The sequence below is a fragment of the Streptomyces sp. 184 genome (assembly GCF_045781775.1).
Lineage (GTDB): Bacteria > Actinomycetota > Actinomycetes > Streptomycetales > Streptomycetaceae > Streptomyces.
This window is the reverse complement of the sequence record NZ_CP123230.1, coordinates 5,433,591-5,456,020: the sequence shown is the minus strand read 5'-3', so window position 1 is coordinate 5,456,020 and position 22,430 is coordinate 5,433,591. Positions and strand designations below refer to the sequence as shown.

24 protein-coding genes are annotated in these 22,430 nt (G+C 74.6%); 13 read left to right on the top strand and 11 right to left on the bottom strand.

The genetic code is table 11. The features are described from left to right. Position 1: 1 nt before the first annotated feature. The 3 genes from QBL21_RS23135 to ectA form a co-directional block, all read right to left on the bottom strand. Complete coding sequence (locus QBL21_RS23135; RefSeq protein WP_281619085.1) at positions 2-400, bottom strand: ectoine synthase; 399 nt, start codon at positions 398-400, stop codon at positions 2-4. A gap of 86 nt (positions 401-486) precedes the next feature. Then, complete coding sequence (gene ectB, locus QBL21_RS23130; protein ID WP_407564133.1) at positions 487-1,755, bottom strand: diaminobutyrate--2-oxoglutarate transaminase; 1,269 nt, start codon at positions 1,753-1,755, stop codon at positions 487-489. A 68-nt stretch (positions 1,756-1,823) separates the two neighbouring features. Then, positions 1,824-2,378, bottom strand: coding sequence for a diaminobutyrate acetyltransferase (gene ectA / locus QBL21_RS23125; protein WP_407564132.1), 555 nt, complete (start codon positions 2,376-2,378; stop codon positions 1,824-1,826). Between the two features lie 408 nt (positions 2,379-2,786). Here ectA and QBL21_RS23120 point away from each other — a divergent pair, with 408 nt between their 5' ends. Continuing rightward, the gene (locus QBL21_RS23120) at positions 2,787-3,878 is read left to right on the top strand and encodes an amidohydrolase family protein (protein WP_407564131.1); all 1,092 of its coding nucleotides are present in this window, start codon (positions 2,787-2,789) and stop codon (positions 3,876-3,878) included. 181 nt (positions 3,879-4,059) lie between these two features. Then, positions 4,060-5,022 carry an SCO1860 family LAETG-anchored protein gene (locus QBL21_RS23115; protein ID WP_407564130.1) on the top strand — a complete coding sequence of 321 codons (963 nt, stop codon included), beginning with the start codon at positions 4,060-4,062 and terminating at the stop codon, positions 5,020-5,022. Between the two features lie 61 nt (positions 5,023-5,083). On the opposite strand, the gene QBL21_RS23110 is transcribed toward QBL21_RS23115, so the two are convergent. From QBL21_RS23110 to QBL21_RS23100, 3 genes are read right to left on the bottom strand one after another with little or no spacing between them, the layout of a single operon-like run. Continuing rightward, positions 5,084-6,613, bottom strand: coding sequence for a cobyric acid synthase (locus QBL21_RS23110; RefSeq protein WP_407564129.1), 1,530 nt, complete (start codon positions 6,611-6,613; stop codon positions 5,084-5,086). After that, a complete protein-coding gene (locus tag QBL21_RS23105) occupies positions 6,610-6,852 on the bottom strand; it encodes a hypothetical protein (RefSeq protein ID WP_407564128.1) in 243 nt (80 codons plus the stop codon). Before QBL21_RS23105 ends, QBL21_RS23110 begins: the two co-directional genes overlap by 4 nt. Before the next feature lie 35 nt (positions 6,853-6,887). After that, positions 6,888-8,105: an inorganic phosphate transporter gene (locus QBL21_RS23100; RefSeq protein WP_407564127.1), complete on the bottom strand. Its 1,218-nt coding sequence runs from the start codon at positions 8,103-8,105 to the stop codon at positions 6,888-6,890. A 145-nt stretch (positions 8,106-8,250) separates the two neighbouring features. On the opposite strand from QBL21_RS23100, the gene QBL21_RS23095 reads away from it, so the two are divergent. The 3 genes from QBL21_RS23095 (at position 8,251) to QBL21_RS23085 (ending at position 11,660) form a co-directional block, all read left to right on the top strand. Further along, positions 8,251-8,898, top strand: coding sequence for a class II aldolase/adducin family protein (locus tag QBL21_RS23095; RefSeq protein WP_407564126.1), 648 nt, complete (start codon positions 8,251-8,253; stop codon positions 8,896-8,898). 130 nt (positions 8,899-9,028) lie between these two features. Further along, complete coding sequence (locus QBL21_RS23090) at positions 9,029-10,168, top strand: alpha/beta hydrolase (RefSeq protein ID WP_407564125.1); 1,140 nt, start codon at positions 9,029-9,031, stop codon at positions 10,166-10,168. Positions 10,169-10,355: 187 nt separating this feature from the next. After that, on the top strand, positions 10,356-11,660 hold the full coding sequence (locus QBL21_RS23085) for a hypothetical protein (protein ID WP_407566524.1): 1,305 nt from the start codon (positions 10,356-10,358) through the stop codon (positions 11,658-11,660). 16 nt (positions 11,661-11,676) lie between these two features. Here the strand turns inward: QBL21_RS23085 and QBL21_RS23080 are convergent, their stop codons facing one another. Further along, the gene (locus QBL21_RS23080; RefSeq protein ID WP_407564124.1) at positions 11,677-12,084 is read right to left on the bottom strand and encodes a VOC family protein; all 408 of its coding nucleotides are present in this window, start codon (positions 12,082-12,084) and stop codon (positions 11,677-11,679) included. A gap of 215 nt (positions 12,085-12,299) precedes the next feature. Between QBL21_RS23080 and QBL21_RS23075 the strand changes: the two genes are divergently transcribed. The 3 genes from QBL21_RS23075 (at position 12,300) to QBL21_RS23065 (ending at position 15,335) form a co-directional block, all read left to right on the top strand. Next, positions 12,300-13,898 carry an ABC-F family ATP-binding cassette domain-containing protein gene (locus QBL21_RS23075; protein ID WP_407564123.1) on the top strand — a complete coding sequence of 533 codons (1,599 nt, stop codon included), beginning with the start codon at positions 12,300-12,302 and terminating at the stop codon, positions 13,896-13,898. A 334-nt stretch (positions 13,899-14,232) separates the two neighbouring features. Beyond that, positions 14,233-14,451 (top strand): helix-turn-helix domain-containing protein, encoded by a 219-nt coding sequence (locus tag QBL21_RS23070; RefSeq protein WP_026276177.1) that lies wholly within the window; start codon positions 14,233-14,235, stop codon positions 14,449-14,451. 92 nt (positions 14,452-14,543) lie between these two features. Next, positions 14,544-15,335, top strand: a complete 792-nt coding sequence (locus tag QBL21_RS23065) for an enoyl-CoA hydratase/isomerase family protein (RefSeq protein ID WP_407564122.1) — start codon at positions 14,544-14,546, stop codon at positions 15,333-15,335. 61 nt (positions 15,336-15,396) lie between these two features. Here the strand turns inward: QBL21_RS23065 and QBL21_RS23060 are convergent, their stop codons facing one another. After that, positions 15,397-16,425 (bottom strand): hypothetical protein, encoded by a 1,029-nt coding sequence (locus tag QBL21_RS23060; protein ID WP_407564121.1) that lies wholly within the window; start codon positions 16,423-16,425, stop codon positions 15,397-15,399. A 143-nt stretch (positions 16,426-16,568) separates the two neighbouring features. Here QBL21_RS23060 and QBL21_RS23055 point away from each other — a divergent pair, with 143 nt between their 5' ends. The 5 genes from QBL21_RS23055 to QBL21_RS23035 are packed head-to-tail and all read left to right on the top strand — an operon-like array spanning position 16,569 to position 19,122. Next, the gene (locus QBL21_RS23055; RefSeq protein WP_407564120.1) at positions 16,569-17,054 is read left to right on the top strand and encodes an Asp23/Gls24 family envelope stress response protein; all 486 of its coding nucleotides are present in this window, start codon (positions 16,569-16,571) and stop codon (positions 17,052-17,054) included. Positions 17,055-17,102: 48 nt separating this feature from the next. Further along, positions 17,103-17,297 carry a hypothetical protein gene (locus tag QBL21_RS23050; protein ID WP_344296173.1) on the top strand — a complete coding sequence of 65 codons (195 nt, stop codon included), beginning with the start codon at positions 17,103-17,105 and terminating at the stop codon, positions 17,295-17,297. Positions 17,298-17,300: 3 nt separating this feature from the next. Further along, complete coding sequence (locus QBL21_RS23045; protein WP_407564119.1) at positions 17,301-17,726, top strand: hypothetical protein; 426 nt, start codon at positions 17,301-17,303, stop codon at positions 17,724-17,726. Beyond that, entirely contained in the window at positions 17,723-18,403 is a 681-nt protein-coding gene (locus QBL21_RS23040) for a DUF6286 domain-containing protein (protein WP_407564118.1), read from the top strand. The genes QBL21_RS23045 and QBL21_RS23040 overlap by 4 nt, the downstream gene beginning before the upstream one ends. Before the next feature lie 5 nt (positions 18,404-18,408). Next, on the top strand, positions 18,409-19,122 hold the full coding sequence (locus tag QBL21_RS23035) for a hypothetical protein (protein WP_407564117.1): 714 nt from the start codon (positions 18,409-18,411) through the stop codon (positions 19,120-19,122). A 204-nt stretch (positions 19,123-19,326) separates the two neighbouring features. On the opposite strand, the gene QBL21_RS23030 is transcribed toward QBL21_RS23035, so the two are convergent. Genes QBL21_RS23030 through QBL21_RS23020 form a run of 3 tightly spaced genes read right to left on the bottom strand, consistent with a single transcriptional unit; the run spans position 19,327 to position 22,350 of the window. Continuing rightward, positions 19,327-20,082, bottom strand: a complete 756-nt coding sequence (locus tag QBL21_RS23030) for an SDR family oxidoreductase (protein ID WP_407564116.1) — start codon at positions 20,080-20,082, stop codon at positions 19,327-19,329. A 4-nt stretch (positions 20,083-20,086) separates the two neighbouring features. Further along, complete coding sequence (locus QBL21_RS23025) at positions 20,087-21,046, bottom strand: SURF1 family protein (RefSeq protein ID WP_407564115.1); 960 nt, start codon at positions 21,044-21,046, stop codon at positions 20,087-20,089. Between the two features lie 56 nt (positions 21,047-21,102). Beyond that, positions 21,103-22,350, bottom strand: a complete 1,248-nt coding sequence (locus QBL21_RS23020) for a DEDDh family exonuclease (protein WP_407564114.1) — start codon at positions 22,348-22,350, stop codon at positions 21,103-21,105. Positions 22,351-22,430: the final 80 nt, after the last annotated feature.

The following is a 22,430-nucleotide window of genomic DNA, read 5'->3' as shown; positions in this document are numbered from 1 at the left end:
CTCAGTCCTCCTCAGTCAGCAGTGGGTACACGCCGTTGTCGTCGTGGTCTTCACGGCCGGTGACCGGCGGGTTGAAGACGCAGATGCAGCGGAAGTCCTGCTTGATCCGCATCGTGTGCTTCTCGTGCCCGTCCAGCAGGTACATCGTGCCCGGCGTGATGACGTGCTTCTCGCCGGTCTCGTCGTTGGTGAGTTCGGCCTCGCCCTCGACGCAGACGACGGCCTCGATGTGGTTGGCGTACCACATGGAGGTCTCGGTGCCCGCGTAGAGCACGGTCTCGTGGAGGGAGAAGCCGACGCGCTCCTTGGCGAGCACGATGCGCTTGCTCTCCCAGGTCCCCGACGCGGACTTGATGTGCCGGTCGGTGCCCTCGAGCTCCTTGAAGGATCGGACGATCACGGTGCTTCTGTGCCTCTCTTTCGGGGTTCGGGTCGGCGGTCGGTCGGCGTGTACGTTTCTGCGTGGACGAGGCGGGACGACGCCCGTCAGGCGGTCTCGCGGACCGCCCGGGCCAGCGTGCGCAGGCCCTCGTCCAGGTCGTCCGGCGTGGTCGTCAGCGCCGGCAGCAGCTTGACGACCTCGCTCTGCGGTCCCGAGGTCTCCAGGATGAGCCCCAGATCGAAAGCGCGCCTGCACACGCGGGCGGCCCGCGCCGGGTCGGGGAACTCCAGCCCCCACACCATGCCGCGGCCGCGGTACGTGGTGTCGGCGTCGGCGTGCTCCGCGCAGATCGCGACCAGCGCCTGCTCGATCTGCTCGCCGCGGGCCAGGGTCTGCTTCTCCATCTGGCCGTCGGCCCAGTACGTGTCGAGCGCGGCGGTGGCGGTGACGAACGCCGGGTTGTTGCCGCGGAACGTGCCGTTGTGCTCGCCCGGCTCCCAGATGTCCAGCTCCGGCTTGAACAGGGTGAGCGACATCGGCAGCCCGTAGCCGCTGAGGGACTTGGAGAGCGTGACGATGTCCGGCGTGATGCCCGCGTCCTCGAAGGAGAAGAAGCCGCCGGTGCGGCCGCAGCCCATCTGGATGTCGTCGACGATGAGCAGCATGTCGCGGCGTTTGCACAGCTCGGCGAGGCCGCGCAGCCACTCGGCGCGGGCCACGTTGATGCCGCCCTCGCCCTGGATGGTCTCGACGATGACGGCGGCGGGCTTGTTGAGCCCGGAGCCCTGGTCCTCCAGCAGCCGCTCGAACCACAGGAAGTCCGGGACCTGGCCGTCGAGGTAGTTGTCGAACGGCATCGGGGTGCCGTGCACCAGCGGGATGCCGGCGCCGGCGCGCTTGAAGGCGTTGCCGGTGACGGCGAGCGAGCCGAGCGACATGCCGTGGAAGGCGTTGGTGAACGAGACGATCGCCTCGCGGCCCTTGACCTTGCGGGCCAGCTTCAGCGCGGCCTCGACGGCGTTGGTGCCCGTCGGCCCCGGGAACATGACCTTGTACGGCAGGTCGCGGGGGCGCAGGACCACGTTCTGGAAGGTCTCCAGGAACGCGCGCTTGGCGGTGGTGGCCATGTCCAGGCCGTGGGTGATGCCGTCGCGCTCCAGGTAGTCGAGCAGGGCGCGCTTGAGCACGGCGTTGTTGTGGCCGTAGTTGAGGGATCCGGCGCCGGCGAAGAAGTCGAGGTAGGTGTGGCCGTCCTCGTCGTACAGATAGCTGCCCTGGGCCCGGTCGAAGACCGCGGGCCAGCCACGGCAGTAGCTGCGCACCTCCGACTCCAGGGTCTCGAAGACGCTCAGGGCGGGCGGTGTGATGGTCACGGCGTTCTCCTGGGAGATGATCCGGTGTGCGAGGGGTGCGGGGTGGGGGGTGCGAAGGTGCGGGACGCTCAGCCCGCGAGGGGGCCGATGCGGTACAGCAGCTCGGGCTCGTGCCCGTCCGGGAAGTGCTCTCCGCGGAACAGCACGTCGCGGTCGACGTCGGCGCCGTGGCGGCGCGCGTACGAGCGGAAGAGCTGGTCGGAGGCGGAGTTTTCCGGGGTGATGGTCGTTTCGAGGCGACGTATGCCGCGGTCCTGGAGCGCGCGTTCGGTCAGCCCGTCGAGCAGTGCGCCGGCGAGGCCGCGGCCGCGGAAGGCGGCGTCCACGGCGATCTGCCAGACGACGAGGGTCTCCGGCCGCGCGGGCCGGATGTAGCCGGTGACGAAGCCGACCGGGGCGCCGTCCGAGTCCCGCGCCACGACGGTGGTGTCGGCGAAGTCGCGACACCACAGCAGGTAGCTGTACGAGGAGTTGAGGTCCAGCGACCCGGAGTCGCGTGCGATGCGCCAGATTGCGGCGCCGTCCTCGATTCGCGGGGTGTCCAGACGGACCCCCGCCTCGTCTACAGCCGCGGTGCGGGGTTTATCGGGAGGGCCTGCTAGGTCTGCTTGTGCGGCAGTCATGCAGATTGAATTTACCTAGTGGAAATTGAAATCGCACGGCCAGTAGGGGTTACAAAAGGGACGTAGGTATGTTATCCGCGTGCACGCGCGAGCGCGCAAGCCCAAGGGGGTATGCCCGGTATCTCACGGAATTCCCGGGCGAACTTGGCACCCAAGGGGGAAATGTAACGGATTTATAACGACTCCGGCCGCTGTCCGGATTGAGAAGGTTGACTGGCCGAAAAACTACCTGGTTTACCCGGCCGGGAAGCGGGCAGAAGAAGACGGGAAAATCACTTCTGCGTGGCGACGATAAACTGTCGTTAAACATACGTCAATGCCTTACCCCCCGTGTTCGTTCCTTAGCGTGAAGACGTGCGCGGTATACCCGGAGATCGCCGGGGTCCGGCCCTTGGCTAGGGTGCCCCCATGAGCGAGAGCCCGGTGCTGCGCGTGCGGGGCCGGGTGCTGACCGGCCGCGAGGAGATCCGCGACGAGCTGTGGGTGGTGGGCGGGCGCGTCACGTTCACGCCACCCGCCGCCACGCGCGACGTCGTGGACATCGACGGCTGGGCGCTGCCCGGGCTCGTAGACGCCCACTGCCACGTCGGGCTCGACGAACACGGCGCCGTGGAGGACGCCACCAGCGAGAAGCAGGCCCGCACCGAACGCGATGCCGGCGCCCTGCTGCTGCGCGACGCGGGCTCCGCCGCCGACACCCGCTGGATCGACGACCGCGACGACCTGCCGCGGATCATCCGCGCCGGCCGCCACATCGCCCGTACCCGCCGGTACATCCGCAACTACGCCCACGAGATCGAACCGGCCGACCTCGTCGCGTACGTCGCCCGCGAGGCGCGCCGCGGCGACGGCTGGGTCAAGCTCGTCGGCGACTGGATCGACCGCGAGGCCGGCGACCTGCGCCCCTGCTGGCCGCGCGAGGCCCTGGCCCCCGCCATCGCCGAGGCCCACCGCCTCGGCGCCCGCGTGACCGCCCACTGCTTCGCCGAGGACTCGCTGCGCGACCTGGTCGAGGCGGGCATCGACTGCGTCGAGCACGCCACGGGGCTCACCGAGGAGACCGTCCCGCTCTTCGCCGAGCGCGGCGTCGCCATCGTGCCCACGCTGGTCAACATCGCGACGTTCCCGCAGCTCGCGGAGGGCGGCCAGGGCAGGTTCCCGCGCTGGGCCGACCACATGCGCCGGCTGCACGCCCGCCGCTACGACACCGTGCGCGCCGCCCACGACGCCGGGATCCCCGTCTACGCGGGCACCGACGCGGGCGGCTCGCTGGCCCACGGGCTGGTCGGGCAGGAGGTGGCCGAGCTGGCCGCCGCCGGGATCCCGGTGGCCGACGCCGTCTCGGCGGCGGTGTGGGGTGCGCGGGAGTGGCTCGGGCGGCCGGGCCTGACGGAGGGCGCGCCGGCGGACCTCGTCGTGTACGAAGCGGACCCGCTGGCCGACGTGCGGGTGCTGACGGCCCCGCGGCGGATCGTGCTGCGGGGCCGGGTCGTCGGCTGATAACCGGGAACCGGGGGGTGGGAGTCTACTTCCGGGGCGCGATTCGCCCGATGGAGTGAACGAGCGCAGAGTGTCCGTTGCGTCACCCTGAGTGCGTAAACATGGCGGGGCAGTTGACGATCCGACGACCGTTCACCCGTGGGGGGTTTGTTCCTTGTCCCGTTTGTCCTGCCTGTTTCGCATGCCCGCGGCCGCCGTCACGGCGGCCGCGCTGACCGCCGGCCCCGCCCTGCTCCTGGCCGCGCCCGCGCACGCCGACGGCACCGAGGGCGGCTCCCCGGGCCGTACCGGCTCGGCCGCCGCCGCCGTGCTCCGCGCCGACCTCGACGTCTCCCTGCTCGACAAGTCCGTGCAGGTGCCGGTGCTTTCTTCGCTCAACGAGGTCCGCGTGCCCACCGCGGGCCGCGACTCCGGCGCCGCGGACAAGACCGCGCTCGACGTACGCGTCGACGGCCTCGCCGCCGCCGAGGGCGCCGAACACCCCGGCGGGGTCGAGGCCGTGAACATCGCGCGCGCCGAAGTCGCCACCGCCGAGGCCACCGTCGAGGCGGACGGCGCCGAGGCGTCCGCGAACCTCGCCCGCGCCCAGGTGCACGTGCCCGGGCTGCCCGCGCTCTCCCTCATCGAGGTCGAGGAGGTGACGTCGAAGGCCGTCTGCACGGTGGGCGAGAAGCCGGCGGCCGAGTCGCAGACCCTCGGCTCCGTCACGGTGCTGGGCAAGCGCGTCACCGTCACCGTGGGCGGGGAGCCGACGGTGGTCGCCGTGCCGGGCGTGGGGGAGGTGTCGCTCGGCTTCTCGCAGACGCGGACCACGCGGTCGGCGGCGAGCGCCGCGGCGCTGCGGCTGACGGTGTCGGTGAACCCGCTCAAGCTCAACGTCGCCGAGGTCGAGGGCGAGGTGACCCTCGTCGAGGCGGCGTGCGAGACGCCGGCCGGCGGTACGGACACGGCGGAGGAGCCCGGCGAACGGCCGCAGGGGGACGCGGAGCCGGTGCAGGACGAGTCCGCTGACCCCGCCCCCGAGGGGCAACTCGCAAAGACGGGCGGCAGTTCGGCGACCCCGTACCTGGTGGGCGGCGCGGCGCTGCTCGTCGGCGCCGGGGTCGGCGGCGTGGTGCTGGCCCGCCTCCGCACGCGGGGCTGAGGCGCACGTACCGGTACGGGCGGGGCGGCGCGCGCGTACCGGTACGGCCGCCGGCCGGCGCCTAGGGCGTCGGCGCCCCGGGCGGCAGGAACGGCAGGCCGGCCGGGGCGCCCGACTCGATCAGCCGCAGCAGCGCCTTCGTGTCCGCATGCTCCTCGATCAGATCCCCCAGCCGCTCCAACTGCTCCTCCCGCAGCCCTTCGAACGACGTGTCCGGCGCCGGCACGAACGCCCGCCCCGCGTCCGCCGCCACCCGCCGCAGGAACGCCCGCCGGAAGCCGTCGTTCTCCAGCGCCCCGTGCCAGTGCGTCCCCCACACCTGCCCCACCCGGCACCCGTCGAGGAACGGCTCCCCGCCCAGCACCTCCGCGACCCCGTGGTGGATCTCGTACCCCGCCACCGGCTCGCCCAGAGCCGTGCCCGCCGGCCGGGCCAGCGTCTTGTCCGCCGCGAACGCCACCCGTACCGGCAACAGCCCCAGCCCGGCGACCGCCTCGGCCGGCCGCGCCTCCACGCCCTCCGCGTCGCTGATCCGCTCCGCCAGCATCTGGAACCCGCCGCATATGCCCAGCACCGGCCGCCCCTGCGCCGCGCGCCGCGCCACCGCCGCGTCGATGCCCCGCTCCCGCAGCCATGCGAGCGCCCGTACGGTGCCCCGCGTCCCCGGCAGCACCACCAGGTCCGCGTCGGCCAACTCCTCCGGCCGGTCGGTGAACTGGACGGCGACGCCCGGCTCCGCGGCCAGCGCGTCCACGTCCGTGAAGTTCGACATCAGCGGCACCGGCACCACCGCGACCCGCAGCACCTCGGCCCCGTACGGCCGCTCGGCCGCCGTCTCCCGGATCCGGCCGCGCAGCGACAGCCGCAGCCCGTCCTCCTCGTCGATGCCGAGCCCGTGCCGGTAGGGCAGCACCCCCAGCGTCTGCCGTCCCGTCAGCCCGCGGAGCATCGAGAGCCCCGGCTCCAGCAGCGTGACGTCGCCGCGGAACTTGTTGACCAGATAGCCCGCGACCAGGCCCTGGTCCGCTTCGCTCAGCAGCGCGGTGGTGCCGAAGAACGACGCGAAGACCCCGCCCCTGTCGATGTCCCCGACGACCACGACGGGCAGCCGCGCCGCCCGCGCCAGGCCCATGTTGACGATGTCGCTGTGCCGCAGGTTGATCTCCGCCGGGCTGCCCGCGCCCTCGCAGATCACCACGTCGTACGAGCGCCGCAACTGCTCCAGGCAGTCCGTGACCGTGTCGAACAGCGCCCGCTGCCGCTCGCCGTGGTAGCCCGCCGCGCTCAGCTCCGCCACCGGCCGGCCCAGCACCACTACCTGGCTGCTCGCCTCGCCGCCCGGCTTCAGCAGCACGGGGTTCATCAGCGCGCTGGGCTCGGTGCGGGCCGCCGCCGCCTGCATGGCCTGCGCCCGCCCGATCTCGGCGCCCTCGCGGGTCACGTACGAGTTGAGGGACATGTTCTGCGCCTTGAACGGCGCGACGGCGACCCCGCGCCGGGCCAGCCACCGGCAGATGCCGGCGGTGACGACGCTCTTGCCCGCGTCCGACGTCGTGCCGGCGACCAGCAGGCCGCCGGCCCGCGTCGTCACTTGACGATCAGATAGATCCCGTACGCCACCGCTGCTGCACACAGCGTGAAGCATACGTACGCACCTGTCCTGGCCAGGGCGGAGGGGGCCGTCTCCACGCCGGTGGCGCCGTCGGGGCCCTCGGGTTCCGTCTTCGGCGACAGGCCGACGATGCCGACCGTGAAGAGGCCCACGAGCGCCACGGTCATGACGAGGCTGACGCCGAAGACCTCGCCGAGTGCTGCCCAGTCGATGTCCATCCTGTTTCCTCAGTGCTCTCGGAGGGATCGGGCGGTCAGGCCGTGGCCCGCGAGGCGGGCCCGGAGGTGGTCCGCGGCGCCGGAATGCTCACCGGCTCCACGCCGACGTCGCCGGCGGGCTCGGTCGGGGGCACCTGGCCGGTCTCCGGGTCCACGTCGTTGACGTTGGAGTGGTCGACCCGGTCGCGGCGCGAGGCCGCCCAGATCGTCGCGCTGGCGGCGACGCCGAGGACCGCGACCGTCACCACACCCCAGTCGCCCCGGTCGGCGAGGAACGCCGACGCCCCGGCGATCAGCCCCGCGGCCGGCAGTGTGAGCCCCCACGCGGCGACCATCCGCCCGGCCGTGCTCCAGCGCACGACGCCGCCCTTCTTGCCCACGCCGGAGCCCATGATCGAGCCGGAGCAGACCTGGGTGGTGGACAGGGCGAAGCCCAGGTGCGAGGAGGCGAGGATCACCGTGGCCGAGCTGGTCTGGGCGGAGAAGCCCTGCGGCGGCTGGATGTCGGTGAGGCCCTTGCCCATGGTGCGGATGATGCGCCAGCCGCCGAGGTACGTGCCGAGCGCGATGGCGACGGCGGCGGAGACGATGACCCAGGTGGGCGGGTCGGAGTTGGGGGCCAGCGAGCCGCCGGTGATGAGCGCCAGGGTGATGACGCCCATCGTCTTCTGCGCGTCGTTGGTGCCGTGGGCGAGGGAGACCAGCGCGCCGGAGGTGATCTGACCGGCGCGGTAGCCCTTCGCAGTCTGGCCCGCCGAGCGGCGGCTCGCCAGCCGGTAGGTCAGCCGGGTCGCGGCCGCGGCGGCGATGCCCGCGACCAGCGGTGCGGCGATGGCGGGGATCAGGACCTTCATGACGATGGCGTCCATGTGCACCCCGCCCCAGCCGACGGAGACGAGCGTCGCGCCGATCAGACCGCCGAAGAGGGCGTGCGAGGAGCTGGAGGGCAGCCCGGCGAGCCAGGTCAGCAGGTTCCAGACGATCGCACCCACCAGCCCCGCGAAGATCACTTCGGGCTGGATGCCGGACCCTTCGTCGATGATGCCGCCGGAGATGGTCTTGGCGACTTCCACGGAGAGGAAGGCGCCGACGAGGTTGAGGACTGCGCTCATCGCCACCGCGGTCTTGGGCTTGAGCGCCCCGGTGGAGATGGTGGTGGCCATGGCGTTGGCGGTGTCGTGGAACCCGTTCGTGAAGTCGAACACCAGGGCGGTGACTACGACGACTCCGATGATGAGAGTGAAGTGTTCCATGTACCCAAGCAATCCGCTCGAAGGTCGGGGGCCGTGAGGAACGTAAATACTCCGAGTGAACACAAGGTGAACTGGGCCGGACGTGACGGTGACGAGGGCGAATGGGTGTCGCAATGTCTCCGGCCAGGCGCTTCATGCGCAGGTCATGGGGAGGGTACCGGTGCGTCACACGTGGCGTGAGTTGGTCGGGACGGCTCGGCGTATGTACTCCGAAGGACTGGTCGTCGGAACCTCGGGGAACGTCTCCGTACGGGTGGGCGATCGTGTGCTCATCACGCCGACTGGTGTTCCCTACGACGAGTTGGCGGACGACGACCTCACGGCCGTCGACCTGCGGGGCCGGCAGACGGACGGCACGCTCCGGCCGACGAGCGAGCTGCCCATGCACCTCGCGGTCTACGGGAACACCGACGCGCGCGCCGTGGTGCACACCCACGCCGTGCACGCGACGGCCGTCTCCACGCTGGTGCCCGAGCTGCCGACCGTCCACTACGCGACCGCGGCCCTCGGCGGCCCCGTGCGCGTCGCCCCGTACGCGCTGTACGGGACGGAGGAGCTGGCCGCGGGCATGCTGCGGGCGCTGGAGGGGCGGACGGCGTGCCTGCTCCAGAACCACGGCACGGTCGCCTACGGCGACGGTCTGGCGCAGGCGTACGACAGGACCGCGCAGCTCGAATGGATGTGCCGGGTGTGGCTGGCGGCCAGCTCGGTACCGGGGCTGAGCCCGTCGCTGCTGTCGGCGGGGCAGCTCGGGGAGGTGGTGGAGAAGCTGAAGGGCTACGGCCAGCGCTGAGCCCGGGCGCCGAGCCCCGGGTGCCGAGCCCTGCGTCCCGGGCCCCGGCTCGGGGCCGGGGCCCGGGGGACGTGACCCGGGCGGCTGCGCGCACTGGCAGGGGCGGGGCCGTACGCGGACAATGGCCGGGATGCGTATCAAACCGGCCGCCGCGGCCCTGACCAGCTTCCTCGCCGCCGGACTCGGCGCCGGGGCCGCCGCCGTGGCCGCCGGGCGGTACGGCTCCCGGGCCGCCCTGCGGCCCGCGCCCCCGGGCCCCGTCGGCTTCGACGGCATCCGGCTGCGCGTGATCGCCGCCGCCGGTGGAGAGGTCACCCTCGCCCCCGGCTCGCCGCCCGCCCTGCTCCCCGAGACGTACGGCCTGGCGGGCGACGGCGTGCACGCGGTCGTCGGCCCGCTGCTGCGCGCGGAGTCGTGGGAGGGCGGCCGGCTCGTCCGCAGCCTGGAGCGCGTCACGTACGGCAGCCTCGACGCGGGCACGCGGGTGCGGCTGACGCCGAAGGTGTACGCCGGCACGCCGCGCTCGGCCCTCGGCCTCGCCTACGAGGACGTCACCGTCGACGGCCCGCTGGGACCGCTGCCCGCCTGGTACGTGCCGGGCGCGCGCGGCACCTGGGTCATCGCCGTCCACGGCCTCGGCGACACCCGCGAACAGGCCCTCACCGCCCTGCCGCTGCTGCGCGAGCTGGGGCTGCCGGTCCTCGCCCCCGCCTACCGCGGCGACCCCGGCGCCCCGCCGCCCCCGGACGGCCGCGCCGCGCTCGGCCACGCCGAGTGGCCCGACCTCGACGCCGCGCTCCACTGGGCGCTGCGCCACGGCGCGCGGCGCGTGGTGCTGTACGGCTGGTCCGCCGGCGCCACCATGGCGCTGCGCACGGCCGCGGAGTCCGCGGCGGCCGACGGCGTCGCCGGGCTGGTGCTGGACTCACCGGTGCTCGACTGGCGCGCCGCCATACGGGCCCTGGCCGGCCGCTCCGGCGCCCCCGGGCGGCGCGCCCTGCCGGCGCGGCTGCGCGGTCTGGCGGTCCTGGCGGCAGGCGAGCACGCCGAGTTGGGCACCCCGCTGGCCGTGCCCGAGGCGCCGACGCTGGTCCTGGCGGGCCAGGCCGACGACGTCGCCCCGCTTGCCGCGGCGCATGCGTTCGCGGCCCGCGGCGGCGACCGGCTGCTGCTCCGCGAGGTCCCCGACGGCCGCCACGCGGCGCTGTGGAACGCCACCCCGCAGGCGTACGAGGAAACCGTGCGCCGCTTCCTGACCCCGCTGCTCTAGCCGGCGGCCGGCACCCGCTCCGGCCTGGTGCCGCCGCCGCTCCCGGGCCGCCGCGACCGGCCCGGCGCGGCCTCTCGCGAACCCCGGATTGGGCTTTCGCCGCCGCACCGGCGAGACTTGGAGCGTGATGGCGCACAGTTCGCACCACCCGCCGCTCCGCCTCGTCCCCAGGCAGCCCCGTCGCGAGATGGCCGCCGCCGCCCGCCGGGCCGTCGTCGACCGGGCCCTACGCCCCGCCCCGCGACCCCCGGAGGGCATCGCCGCGCCCCGGGTGCTCGCCGGCCACGCCCGGACCCTGCTCGCCGAGGCGGTACGGGTCGCCAGGTGGGCGGAGGGCCGCCCACAGCCCTGGACCGAGGCGCCGCAGGCCGAGTGGGACCGGGCCCGGCTCGCGGGCCTGGTCGAGGTGCAGGGCGCCTACGCCCGCCCCGCCTGGCGGCTGCGGGCCTGGGACCGCGACGAGCGCGCCGTGCTGCGCGGCTGGGTCGCGCTCTTCGACGCCTGGTCGCTGGCGCACCCCGCGCCCGAGCCGCTGGCCCACGACTCCGTCGCCCTCGGCGACGCGATCGAGGCCATGCCGCAGATGCTCGCCCTGCTCCACCTCACCGGCGGCCCCGTCCGCGTACCCGTCCTGCTCGACCTCCTCGGCCAGCGCGTCGAGGAACTGCGCACCGAGCGCTGCGAGGTGGCGTACGGCAGCGAGGGCGCCCCCGTGCCGGGCCGGGCCGCCGCGCCGCCGGCGGCGGAGGTGCCGGCCGCGGACCTGCCGGGGCTGCTGCCCGGGCTGCTGGACTGGGCGCTGGAGGCGTTCGCCTCCGTGGGGGCGCTGACGCGCGCGGGCGCCGAGGTGACGCTGACGCCGCTGGGCCACTGGGCCGTGTGGATGAAGATCGAGCAGATCTGCATCGCCGCCCAGGGCCCCGAGGGGCACATCGAGAAGCCCGCGGAGGCGATGCTGCGCAGTTGCGCGGGGCTGACCCCGGGCCCGGCCCGCGCCGAGTACCGCGCGTGGCTGGCCGCTCGCCCCTCGGGCAGCGCGGTCGCGGAGCTGCTGGAGGTGGCGCGCGGCGACGACGCGCTGCTGCGCGGGCTGGCGTTCGAGGCGCTGCGCGTGGTGGGCGCGGCGGCGGAGGGCGCGGTGCGCGAGGCGTGCGACGAGCCGATGCTGCGGCCGTACGCCCTGCTGTGGCTGGCGGAGCAGGAGGGCGGCGACGCGGACGAGGCGCTGGGCGCGCTGACCCGCGAGGAGGCGACGTGGCTGTGGGTCGACACCGCCGCCGCGGTCGCCGACCACGGCGAGGGCAGCCTGCTGGTACGGCATCTGGAGTCCGCGGTGCAGGGCAGCGTGCCGGCGCTGCTGGCGGAGGTGGGGGGCGCGGGGCATCCCCGTACGGTCCAGGTGCTGGTGGCGCTGGCCGCCGCGCACCCCGACCCGGCGGTGGCCAAGGCCGTACGCCGGGCCGCCTTCCGGGTGCACACCGGCGGCGCGTGAGCGGGGCGGGCGCGGCTCAGCCGGGGGTGGGCGCGTACGTGCCGAAGCTCCAGACGTTGCCCTCGTGGTCCCGCGCCATGTAGTCCCGCGACCCGTAGTCCTGGTCGGTCGGCGGCATCAGGATCTCCACGCCGTGCCCCACGGCGTGCCGGTGGTGCGCGTCCACGTCGTCCACGACGACGTACACCCCGGTGGGGCCGCCGGCGCCCACCGCCTCGTCGAACCTGCTGCCGGTGCCCTTCGAGCCGAGCATCACCAGCCCGTTGCCCTGGGCCAGCTCCGCGTGCGCCACCGTGCCGTCCTCGGTCTCGTACAGCGCGACTTCGCGGAAGCCCAGCCCTTCGGTGAGCAGTTGGACGGCGGCCTTGGCGTCGCGGTACAGCAGGGTGGGGAAGACGGTCGGGGCGTTGGCACTGCCGGGCATGCGATCACGTCCTCTCGATGGGTCTACGGGCAGTCTGGCACCGGCCACCGACACCGGCAGCCCGGCCGCCGCCCCACGCCGGCGGCCGGGGTCCGGCGGGCCAATCGGGTTGCGGGCCCCGATACACTTGCCGCATGGCAACTCTCCACGTGCGTTAGACGGCGTAGCGATCGTCCGCCCCGTCCCTGCCGTCCACCCTGCCCTGGAGAAATTCCGTGATCACCGCCACCGGCCTGGAGCTGCGCGCCGGCGCCCGCATCCTCCTCGAATCCGCCACCTTCCGTATCGCCAGGGGCGACCGCATCGGTCTCGTCGGCCGCAACGGCGCCGGCAAGACCACCCTCACGAAGGTCCTGGCCGGCGAGGGCCAGCCCGCCGCCGGCGCCGTCACCCGCGGCAGCACCGTCGGCTACCTGCCGCAGGACCCGCGCACCGGCGACCTCGACGTGCTCGCCCGCGACCGCATCCTCTCCGCCCGCGGCCTCGACACCGTCATCCGCAAGATGCGCGAGGACGAGCAGCGGATGGCCGGCGGCAAGGGCGCCACCCGCGAGAAGGCCATGCGGCGCTACGAGCGCCTGGAGACCGAGTTCCTCACCCAGGGCGGGTACGCCGCCGAGGCCGAGGCCGCCACCATCGCCGCCAGCCTCGGGCTGCCCGACCGGGTCATGGGCCAGCCGCTGCACACGCTCTCCGGCGGTCAGCGCCGCCGCGTGGAGCTGGCCAGGATCCTCTTCTCCGACTCCGAGATCCTGCTGCTCGACGAGCCGACGAACCACCTCGACGCCGACTCCGTGGTCTGGCTGCGGGACTATCTGAAGACGTACCACGGCGGCTTCGTCGTCATCTCCCACGACGCCCAGCTCGTCGAGAACGTCGTCAACAAGGTCTTCTACCTCGACGCCAACCGCGCCCGGATCGACGCGTACAACATGGGCTGGAAGCTCTACCTCGCCCAGCGCGAGGCGGACGAGAAGCGCCGCCGCCGCGAGCGCGCCAACGCCGAGAAGAAGGCCGCCGCGCTCAACGCCCAGGCCGACAAGATGCGCGCCAAGGCGACCAAGGCCACCGCCGCGCAGAACATGGCCCGCCGCGCCGAGCGGCTGCTCTCCGGGCTCGACGCGGAGCGGCAGGCCGACAAGGTCGCGCGGCTGCGCTTCCCCGACCCGGCCCCGTGCGGCAAGACCCCGCTGACCGCCGAGGGCCTGTCCAAGTCGTACGGGTCGCTGGAGGTCTTCACCGACGTCGACCTCGCCGTCGACAAGGGCTCCCGCGTCGTCATCCTCGGCCTCAACGGCGCCGGGAAGACCACGCTGCTGCGGCTGCTGGCCGGCGTCGAGAAGCCCGACACCGGCGGGGTCACCCCCGGCCACGGCCTCAAGCTCGGCTACTACGCCCAGGAGCACGAGACCCTCGACCCGGACCGCACGGTGCTTCAGAACATGGCCTCGGCCGCGCCCGACATGGACGCCGTCGAGATGCGCAAGGTGCTCGGCTCGTTCCTCTTCTCCGGCGACGACGTCGACAAGCCCGCCCGCGTGCTCTCCGGCGGCGAGAAGACCCGGCTCGCGCTGGCCACCCTCGTGGTCTCCTCCGCCAACGTGCTGCTGCTCGACGAGCCGACCAACAACCTCGACCCGGCCAGCCGCGAGGAGATCCTGGGCGCGCTGCGCACCTTCACGGGCGCCGTCGTCCTCGTCACCCACGACGAGGGGGCCGTGGACGCGCTGGAGCCGGAGCGGATCATCCTGCTGCCGGACGGCGTGGAGGACCTGTGGAACGCGGACTACGCAGACCTGGTAGCGCTTGCTTGATCACCCCCGTCTGGATCATTCGGCTCATGGGTGATCCATCATCTGAGTGAGTGGTGCTCGTACCACGGCGTGGCGCCTGGTCACCGGGCGTGTGGCGCCGGCTACGCGCGCCGTCGCCGCCGCCTCGCCACATGACCGCCCCTGACCTGCCTAATCACTCAGCGCAGCGGCCGTTTCCGGTGCGCGCACGGGCTCGGAATGTCTGGTTCCGACGGTCTCCCGAGGCAACTGGGGAGAAAACCTCGTGTCGCGGACCTTGCCGAACGGGTGGCCAGGAGGCCATAAAGGGGTGATCATGAGAGTCCAGAGCGCACTTCCGTACGAGGAGGCACGGGTGGCCGAGACTCTGAAGAAGGGCAGCCGGGTTACCGGCGCCGCGCGCGAAAAGCTCGCGGCTGACCTGAAGAAGAAGTACGACTCCGGTGCGAGTATCCGGGCGCTGGCCGAGGAAACCGGCCGCTCCTATGGATTCGTGCACCGGATGCTCAGCGAATCCGGCGTGACCCTGCGCGGTCGCGGCGGTGCGACGCGAGGCAAGAAAGCTTCGTCCTGACGGGACTGCCGCGGTTGCCGTGACCGGCGCCCCGGCCCCGCACGGGCACCCGGCCGGTCCGCCGGACCGGCCGGGTGGTTACTGTTCGGTATATGACAGAGCTGCTGAACAGAGACGGCGTACGGCTCGCCCTGGACGGCGAGGACGGCACGCTGGCCACGGTGACCCTCGACCACCCCGCCCGGCGCAACGCGCAGTCGCCCGCCATGTGGCGGGCGCTCGCCGCCGCGGGGCGGGAACTCCCCGGCAGCGTCCGCGTGGTGGTGCTCCGCGCCGAGGGCAAATCCTTCTCCGCCGGACTCGACCGGCAGGCATTCACCCCCGAAGGCTTTGCGGACGAGCCGTCATTCCTTGAGCTGGCCCGCTATTCCGACGGCGACCTCGACGCCGTCATCGCCGAATACCAGGAGGCGTTCACCTGGTGGCGGCGGAATGACATCGTTTCCCTCGCGGCGGTGCAGGGACATGCGATTGGCGCGGGTTTTCAGCTTGCCCTCGCCTGCGACCTGAGGGTGTGCGCGGACGACGCACAGTTCGCGATGCGGGAGACCTCCCTCGGGCTGGTGCCCGACCTCAGCGGAACCGGCCCGCTGGTGCAACTCGTCGGATATGCGCGGGCGTTGGAGATGTGCGTCACGGGACGCTTCGTGCACGCGGCGGAGGCCGAGCGGGTGGGCCTGGCGAACCTCGTCGTCCCGGAGGCGGAACTGCGCGCCGCGACCGCCGACCTGGCGGCGGCGCTGCTGGCGGCGCCGCGCGACGCGGTGATCGAGACGAAGGCGCTGCTGCGCGAGGCCGCGGGCCGGACGTACGACGAGCAGCGCACGGCCGAACGCGCCGCCCAGGCCCGCAGGCTGCGGGACCTCGCGGGGGTGGGGGAGTAGCGGGCGGTACGGCCGCGGGGCGGTGGGCGCCGCCGGGGGTGCGCGTCCGGCCGCGGGGCGGTTACCGGATGTCCGTGACCAGGACCGTGACGGTCGCGGCGGGGATCCGGGCGCGTACGGCCAGGGCGACGTCGAGCGCGCGGTGGCCGGCGTCGACGGCGGCGCGCACCTCGGCGTGGTCGCCGTCCCGGAGCACGTCGGCGCCGAGCAGCCCGGGCACGTGGGGCGCGTCGCCGTCCGGGCCTCCGGCGGGAGCGGCGGAGGCCGGGGCGCCGGGGTCCGGCCGGGCCCCTGGCGGGGCGGGGGCCGCGCCGGGGACGACGGCGGTCGTCCGGCCGCGGTCGGGCCGGGACGACTGCCCGTCGCGGGCCCGGGGCGCGTCGATGCCCGCTCCCGCGCCCGGGTCCGGCGCGCCGCGGCCGGCGGGCTTCTCCGGGACCTCCAGCAGCCCGGTGACGTGGATGTCCACCGCGGCCACACGCAGCCCCAGGTGCTCCTCCGCGCCCCGCAGCAGCGCCTCCCGCAGCACCTCCGCGGTGGCGGTCATCGGCCGGTCCGTCGCGGCGTCGCACTCCGCCGAGATCCGCAACTCCCCGTACGGCAGCGCACTCACCGGCGGAGGCCCCACCCCCGGCACCCCCCGCCCTTCGGCCCTGACCCGCTCGTCGGGATACCGCACATGCGCCCCCGTGCCTGCGGACTCCGGAACGTCCCCGCGCTCCGCGCCGCCCGCGGCCCTCGTGTCACCCCCGTCGCGCACCGGCCTCGCCCGGGAACCGGGCCCAGCGGCGTCCTCCGGTGCGCCGACGCCGACGCCGTCCCCGGGTGCTGTCTGCTCCGCGCGAAGCCCGGGGCCCCCGGAACCGCCCGGCGCCGCCGAACCCGTCTCGCCTCCGGCGTCCTCCGCGCTCTCCGCCGAGCCCACCCGCAGCGCCGTCACCCGGGCCCCGCGTACGCCCGCCGTTGCGCGCCGGAGCGCGTCCGCCGCGGCGCGCTCCGCGATCCACGCGCCGTCCGCCTCGGCCCCCAGGGGCAGCAGCCTGCCGAGCCCCACCTGCTCGCGCACCGCCCGCTCCCAGCTCGCCGTCATGCGTCCCATCCTCCCCCACCAGTGCCGTCCGCCACCCGATCGCCGACGCCCGGTGGGCCGGCTGTCGCATTCCCCTGGCCCACCCCGGGCAGGGGACGGATAGTGGGGGGCGAAACGAGCGCACGCCACGTTCGTCAGAAAGGATGGAGACGGTGAGCAGCGAGTCGACGGTCAGGGAGGTCACGCGGGAGTCGGCACCGGCCCCGCCGAAGGTGCTGGGCACACGGCGCGGCACCGGCGATCCGGCGACGCGGGGGCGGACGACCATCGCCGACGGCGTGGTCGAGAAGATCGCGGGCCTGGCCGCGCGCGACGTCGTCGGCGTGCACGCCATGGGCAGCGGGCTCTCGCGCACCGCCGGTGCCGTACGCGACCGCGCGCCCGGCTCCGCGAGGACGGGGGCCGGGGTGCGGGCCGAGGTCGGTGAGGTGCAGACGGCCCTCGACCTGGAGATCGTCGTCGACTACGGGGTCTCCATCACCGAACTCGCCCGTGCGGTACGGGAGAATGTGATCTCCGCCGTCGAGCGGATGACGGGCCTCGAAGTGGTCGAGGTCAACATCGCGGTGACGGACGTGAAGCTGCCCGACGACGAGGACGAGGGGGCCGAGCAGCCGCGGCTGCAATGACGGCGGGGCGGGTGGTCCGCCTCGGGGAGCTTCGGGAAGGTGCGTGCGATGAGCATGGCAGTGGTCGGCCTGCTGGCCGGCATGGCGTTGGGCTTCGCCGGGTACTTCGGCGGCTTCGGCGCCTTCCTGCTGGTGGCGGCGCTCGGTGCGATCGGCTTCGTCGTCGGCCGGGTGCTGGACGGGGACCTGGAGCCGGGGGACTTCTTCCGCCGGCCGAGCGAGCGCGACGACCGGCGGCGATGACCGGTGGGGTCGGTCGCGAGCGAGCGCGCGGAGGAGCACGCGGAAGCAGACCCTGAAGAGGAGGGCGAGGCGGGGCGGGCGGCCGAAGCGGAGCCCGCCGTGCCGGCGGGGGAGCGGGGCGCCACCCGGATCGAGGACCGCGTCATCGCGAAGATCGCCTCCCAGGCGGCCCGTGAGGCGCTGCTCGGCGCGCCCGGCACGGACGCCGCCCACGCGGCCGTCGTCGTGCGGGGCGGCACGGCCCGCGTCCGCGTCGGCGTCCACCTGGGCTTCCCGTCCGACCTCGGCGCCCAGTGCCGCGCCGTGAGTCGGGCCGTTGCCGAGCGGGTAAGGGACCTGGTCGGGCTTGAGGTGCCGGAGGTGGCCGTGGAGGTCGAGCGGCTGCATGCCACGGAGCGGCAGAACGCGCCGCGGGGGAGAGTGCGATGAGCGCGGACAGCACGAAGTCCCGGCCGGCCGGCGGCACGGCCGCCGGCGTGGCCGCGGAGCCGGACGAGTGGCGCCAGAGCACGTCGGCGTCCGGGTACGCGGGCGAGCCGGCCGCCGGCGGGATCGCCGACGCGGCGGCGGCCCGCTTCTGGTCCGTACGCCGCGTGCCCGCCGCGCTCACCGCCGCCGCGGTCACCGTGGGCGTCGGGCTGCTGCTCTACGACATCGTCTCCGTACGCACCGAGCACCCCGGGATGCGCTGGCGCCGCCGGATCGCCGACGAGCTGGCCGTCCGCCCCCTCGACGACGCCTGGGTGCTCACCGCCGCCGCCCTGGCCGTACTGCTCGGCGCGTGGCTGGTGTTCCTGGCCGTCACGCCGGGGCTGCGCGGCGTGCTGCCGATGCGGCAGGTCTCGCCGGACGTGCGGGCCGGGCTCGACCGGCGGGCGGCGTCCGTGGTGCTGCGCGACCGGGCGATGCAGATCTCCGGCGTGCGGGCGGTACGGGTCACGGTGGGCCGCCGCCGGATCAGCGCCCGCGCCGAGTCCCACTTCCGCGAGCTGGACGACGTACGCGCCGACCTCGCCGCGGTGCTGGGCGACGGCATCCGCGAACTCGGCCTCGCCCGCAGGCCGGAGCTGTCCGTCCACGTACGCCGGCCGCCGGCGAAGGGGTGAGCGCGATGCTGCGCGTGGTCAACCGGATCCTGCTCGCCCTCGCCGGCCTCCTGGTCGCCGGCGCCGGGACCGCCGTGCTCCTCGCCGGTCTCGACCTGCCGCGGCCGGGCTTCGCGCCGTACGCCGGCGGCGCCGACGACGTGCTGCTCAGCCGCGCCACCCGGCTGCGGTGGCGGGACGACGGCTGGTGGTGGCCGACGGTGATCGGTGGTCTTTCGCTGCTCGTGATCTGCTGCGGCTGGTGGCTGATGGCCCAGTTGCGCCGGGCCCGGCTCGGCGAGGTCGTCGTCGACACGGGCGCCGGCGGAGTGTCCGCACCGGCCGCGTCGGGCGCGGACGGGGGCCGGAAGGGGGACTGGGCCTCCGCCACCGACCCGGGCCGGGACCCGGACGGCGACGGGCCCGAAGGCCCCGCCACGCTCACGCTGCCGACCGCCCCGCTGGCCCTGCTGCGCGGCTCCGCGCTGGAGGAGGTGCTGGCGCAGGAGGCCGGTGCGCTGGAGGGCGTGGAGCGGGCCCGCGTGACCCTCACGGGCCGCCGTACGGCGCCGCGCGCCGGCTTCGGTGTGCTGCTGGGCCCCGGGGCCCGTCCGGCCGCGGCCGTGGACCACATCGAGGAGCGGGCGCTCGCCCCGGCCCGCGCGTCGGTGGGCCTGGCGCGGCTGCCCGCGGAGATCCGGTTCCGTTCGGCCAAGCACCGCCCGGAGCGCGTCTCCTGAAGAGCGCGGGCGGGCCCGGGCCCGTAGGTCTGTTACCGGCCGACCGCTGCGGTCGCGCGGTTCACCTGCCCGTACGGCTCACCCGGCTCGTACGGCTCACGCGCGACCGACCCCGGGACTCCGCGCCGCCCGTCCCGCTCCCGGGTAACCGGTGTCCGCGGCGGACGCCTGTGCTCGCACGTGCCTTCCGGTCGCTCATCGCGCTCAGATGCTCCGCCGCATGCCGCCGTCGATCGGCAGCATGATCCCGGTCAGGTACGAGGCCGCCGGCGACAGCAGGAACGCCGCCGTCCGGCCGAACTCCTCCGGGGTGCCGTAGCGGCCCAGCGGGATCTTCGCCTCCGTACGCGCCCGCGCCGCGACCGCGTCGCCGGACAGCGCGTCCAGCTCGCGGGCCCGGTCGGTGTCGATCCGCGCCGGCAGCAGCCCCACGACCCGCACGCCGCGGGGCCCGAGGTCGTCGGCGAGCGACTTGGCGTACCCGGCGAGGCCCGGGCGCAGCCCGTTGGAGATGGTGAGCCCGGGAATCGGCTCGTGGACGGAGCCGGAGAGCACGAAGCCGATGACCCCGCCCTCCTCCAGCTCGCCCGCGGCCGTCCTGGCCATCCGCATCGCACCGAGGAAGACGGAGCCGAACGCCGTCTCCCACTCGGCGTCGGTGTTGGCGGTGGCGTTGCCCGCCGGCGGGCCGCCGACGCTGATGAGCACGCCGTCGAAGCGGCCGAAGCGTTCCCGGGCGGCGGCGATGAGCCGGCCCGGGGTGGCCGGGTCCGCGTTGTCGGCGGCGACGCCGACGGCCGGCTCGCCGAGCGCGGCGGCGGCGCTCGTCACACGGTCCTTGTCGCGGCCGCTGAGCACCACCTTCGCGCCTTCGGCGAGCAGTTGCTCGGCGACGGCGAGACCGAGGCCGCGCGAGCCCCCGGTCACGACGTAGGCGCGGTCGTTGAGTCCAAGATCCATGGGGTCAGTCTGCCGCCATCTGCTCGGCGGGCGCCAGGGATGGGGCACGCTCGTCGTCCCCGACCGGCCGGACCGGGGCGTTCGCGGCCTTCTCCGCATCGTCCGCGGCGGGCCCGCCGGGCGCCGTACCGCCCGTCCCGGGACCGTCCTGCGCCTTGCCTTCTCCCGCTTCCCCGGCCCCGGCCCCGGCCCCGGCCGCGGCCTTGGCCGCCGCCGCCTCGCGGTCGCGGCGCTCACGGCGTACGAGCACCCACCAGCCGAACGGCACCGCCGCCGCGAAGATCCACCACTGGATCGCGTACGCGATGTGCACCCCGATGCTGCTGTGGTCCGGCTCCCCGACCGGCTCCGGCTGCCTGCCCTCCGGCCGCGGCGCGGTCTCGACCAGCTCGACGAACCCGCCGAGCACCGGCCCCGGCAGCCCTTCGGCGGCCTCGTCCGCGCTGTTGATCAGCATCACCTGGCGGTCGGGCAGCCCGGCCTTGTCGCGGATGCCGCTGCCGGTGGTCTCGTCGGGGCGCAGCCGGCCGGTGACGGTGACCTCGCCGGCGGGCGGGGGCGGCACGTCGGGGAAGGTGGTGAGATCGGCGCCCGCGGGCACCCAGCCGCGGTTGACGAGGACCGCGGAGCCGTCGGTGAGGCGGAGCGGGGTGACGACGAAGTAGCCCTGCTTGTCGTCGGCGCCGAGCCGCTGCCGTACGACGACCTCCCGCTTCGGCTCGTACGCACCCGTGGCGGTGACCGTGCGCCAGGTGTCCGCGCGCGGCACCGCGCGCCCCTCGCGCGCGAGCCGGTCCACCGGGACCGGCTCGGCCTTGAGGTTCCGGGCGACGAGGTCGTTGCGCGCGACGCGGTCCTGGTGGCGGTGCAACTGCCAGAAGCCGAGCTGGATCATCACGGGGATGAGCAGGACGGCCACCAGGGTGACGATCACCCACTGCCGGGACAACAGGAAGCGGTACACCCCTTGACCGTACTCCCCGGCACACCGCCGCCCGACGGGACCCCGGGCGGGCCCCGCTACCCCGCGCCGCCGCCCTCCTGCGGCGGGCCGTCCGCCGGCTCGACGTCCCGCATGAGGTGGAGGAAGGCCGCCTCGTCGATCACCGGGGTGCCGTGCGCCGCGGCCCGCGTGACCTTGCTCGTCGGGGCGCCCGGGTCGTTGGTGACGAGCAGGCTCGTGTAGCGCGAGACGCTGCCCGCGACGTGCAGACCGGCCTCGACCGCCCGGTCCTCCAGCAGGCTGCGGTCCACCGACGTGTCGCCGGAGAACGCCACGCGCATGCCCTGCTTGAGCCGGCCGCCGCGCACGTACCGCCCCGGGTTGGGGTACGGGGAGGAGGGCAGCCGGCGGTTCGGCCGCCAGGTGCGCCACTGGTACGCACCGTGCCCGCCCGGCGAGCGGGTGCCGGCCGCGCCGCCGGTGCCGCCGGACGGCGCCGGGTCCGACCACTCCGTCAGCGGCTGGCAGGCCAGCAGCGGCAGCCGGGCACCGGCCTCGGCGGCCTGCCGCAGGCTCGGGCGGAAGATCTCGGCGAGGACGCGGGCGTCGTCCTCGGCGTCGTGGGCCCTGCGCTGGGCGACGCCGAAGTGGGCGGCCAGCGACGCGAGCCGGGCGTTGGGCAGCGGCAGCCGCAACTGCCGGGCGAGCGCGATGGTGCACAGCCGCCGGCGCACGGGGGCCGCGAGGCCGGCGCGGGCGTACTCGCGGGCGATCATCATCCAGTCGAAGACCGCGTTGTGCGCGACGAGCACCCGGTCCTCCAACCGGGCCGCGAACTCCCCGGCGATCTCCGGGAAGAGCGGCGCGTCGGCGAGCATCTCGCGGGTCAGGCCGTGGATCCACACCGGGCCGGGGTCGCGCTGCGGGTTGACCAGCGTGTACCAACTGTCCTGCACCGTACCGCGGGCGTCGAGGCGGTAGACGGCGGCGGAGACGATGCGGTCATCGGACCGCAGGCCGGTGGTCTCGACGTCGACGACGGCGTACGCCTCGGGGTAGTCGGCGGGCCAGCGGTCGCCTGCGGCGCCCGGCGCGGGGATGCCGGGGCGCGGCTCCGCGGTCCCGGCCGCGGCGCCGTCGGCGGTCCCGGTCCCGTCGCCGGCGGGTCCCGTCCCGGTGGTACGCGCGGGGTCCTCGGCCTGGGCCGGGCCGGCGGGGGCGGGCAGCGGGAGAGGCGGCTGGAGCGCGACCGGGTCGGTGCCCGGAAGCGGCTGCTGCTGCGCGACTTGACGGGGACTCAGGGGCGCCGCGCGGTCTTCGAGCATGGAGTCAGAGCATAGAGCCTGCCACCGACACCGCCGCGCGCGCGGGTGGTGCCCGGGCGCCGTCGCGTGCGCCGTCGAAG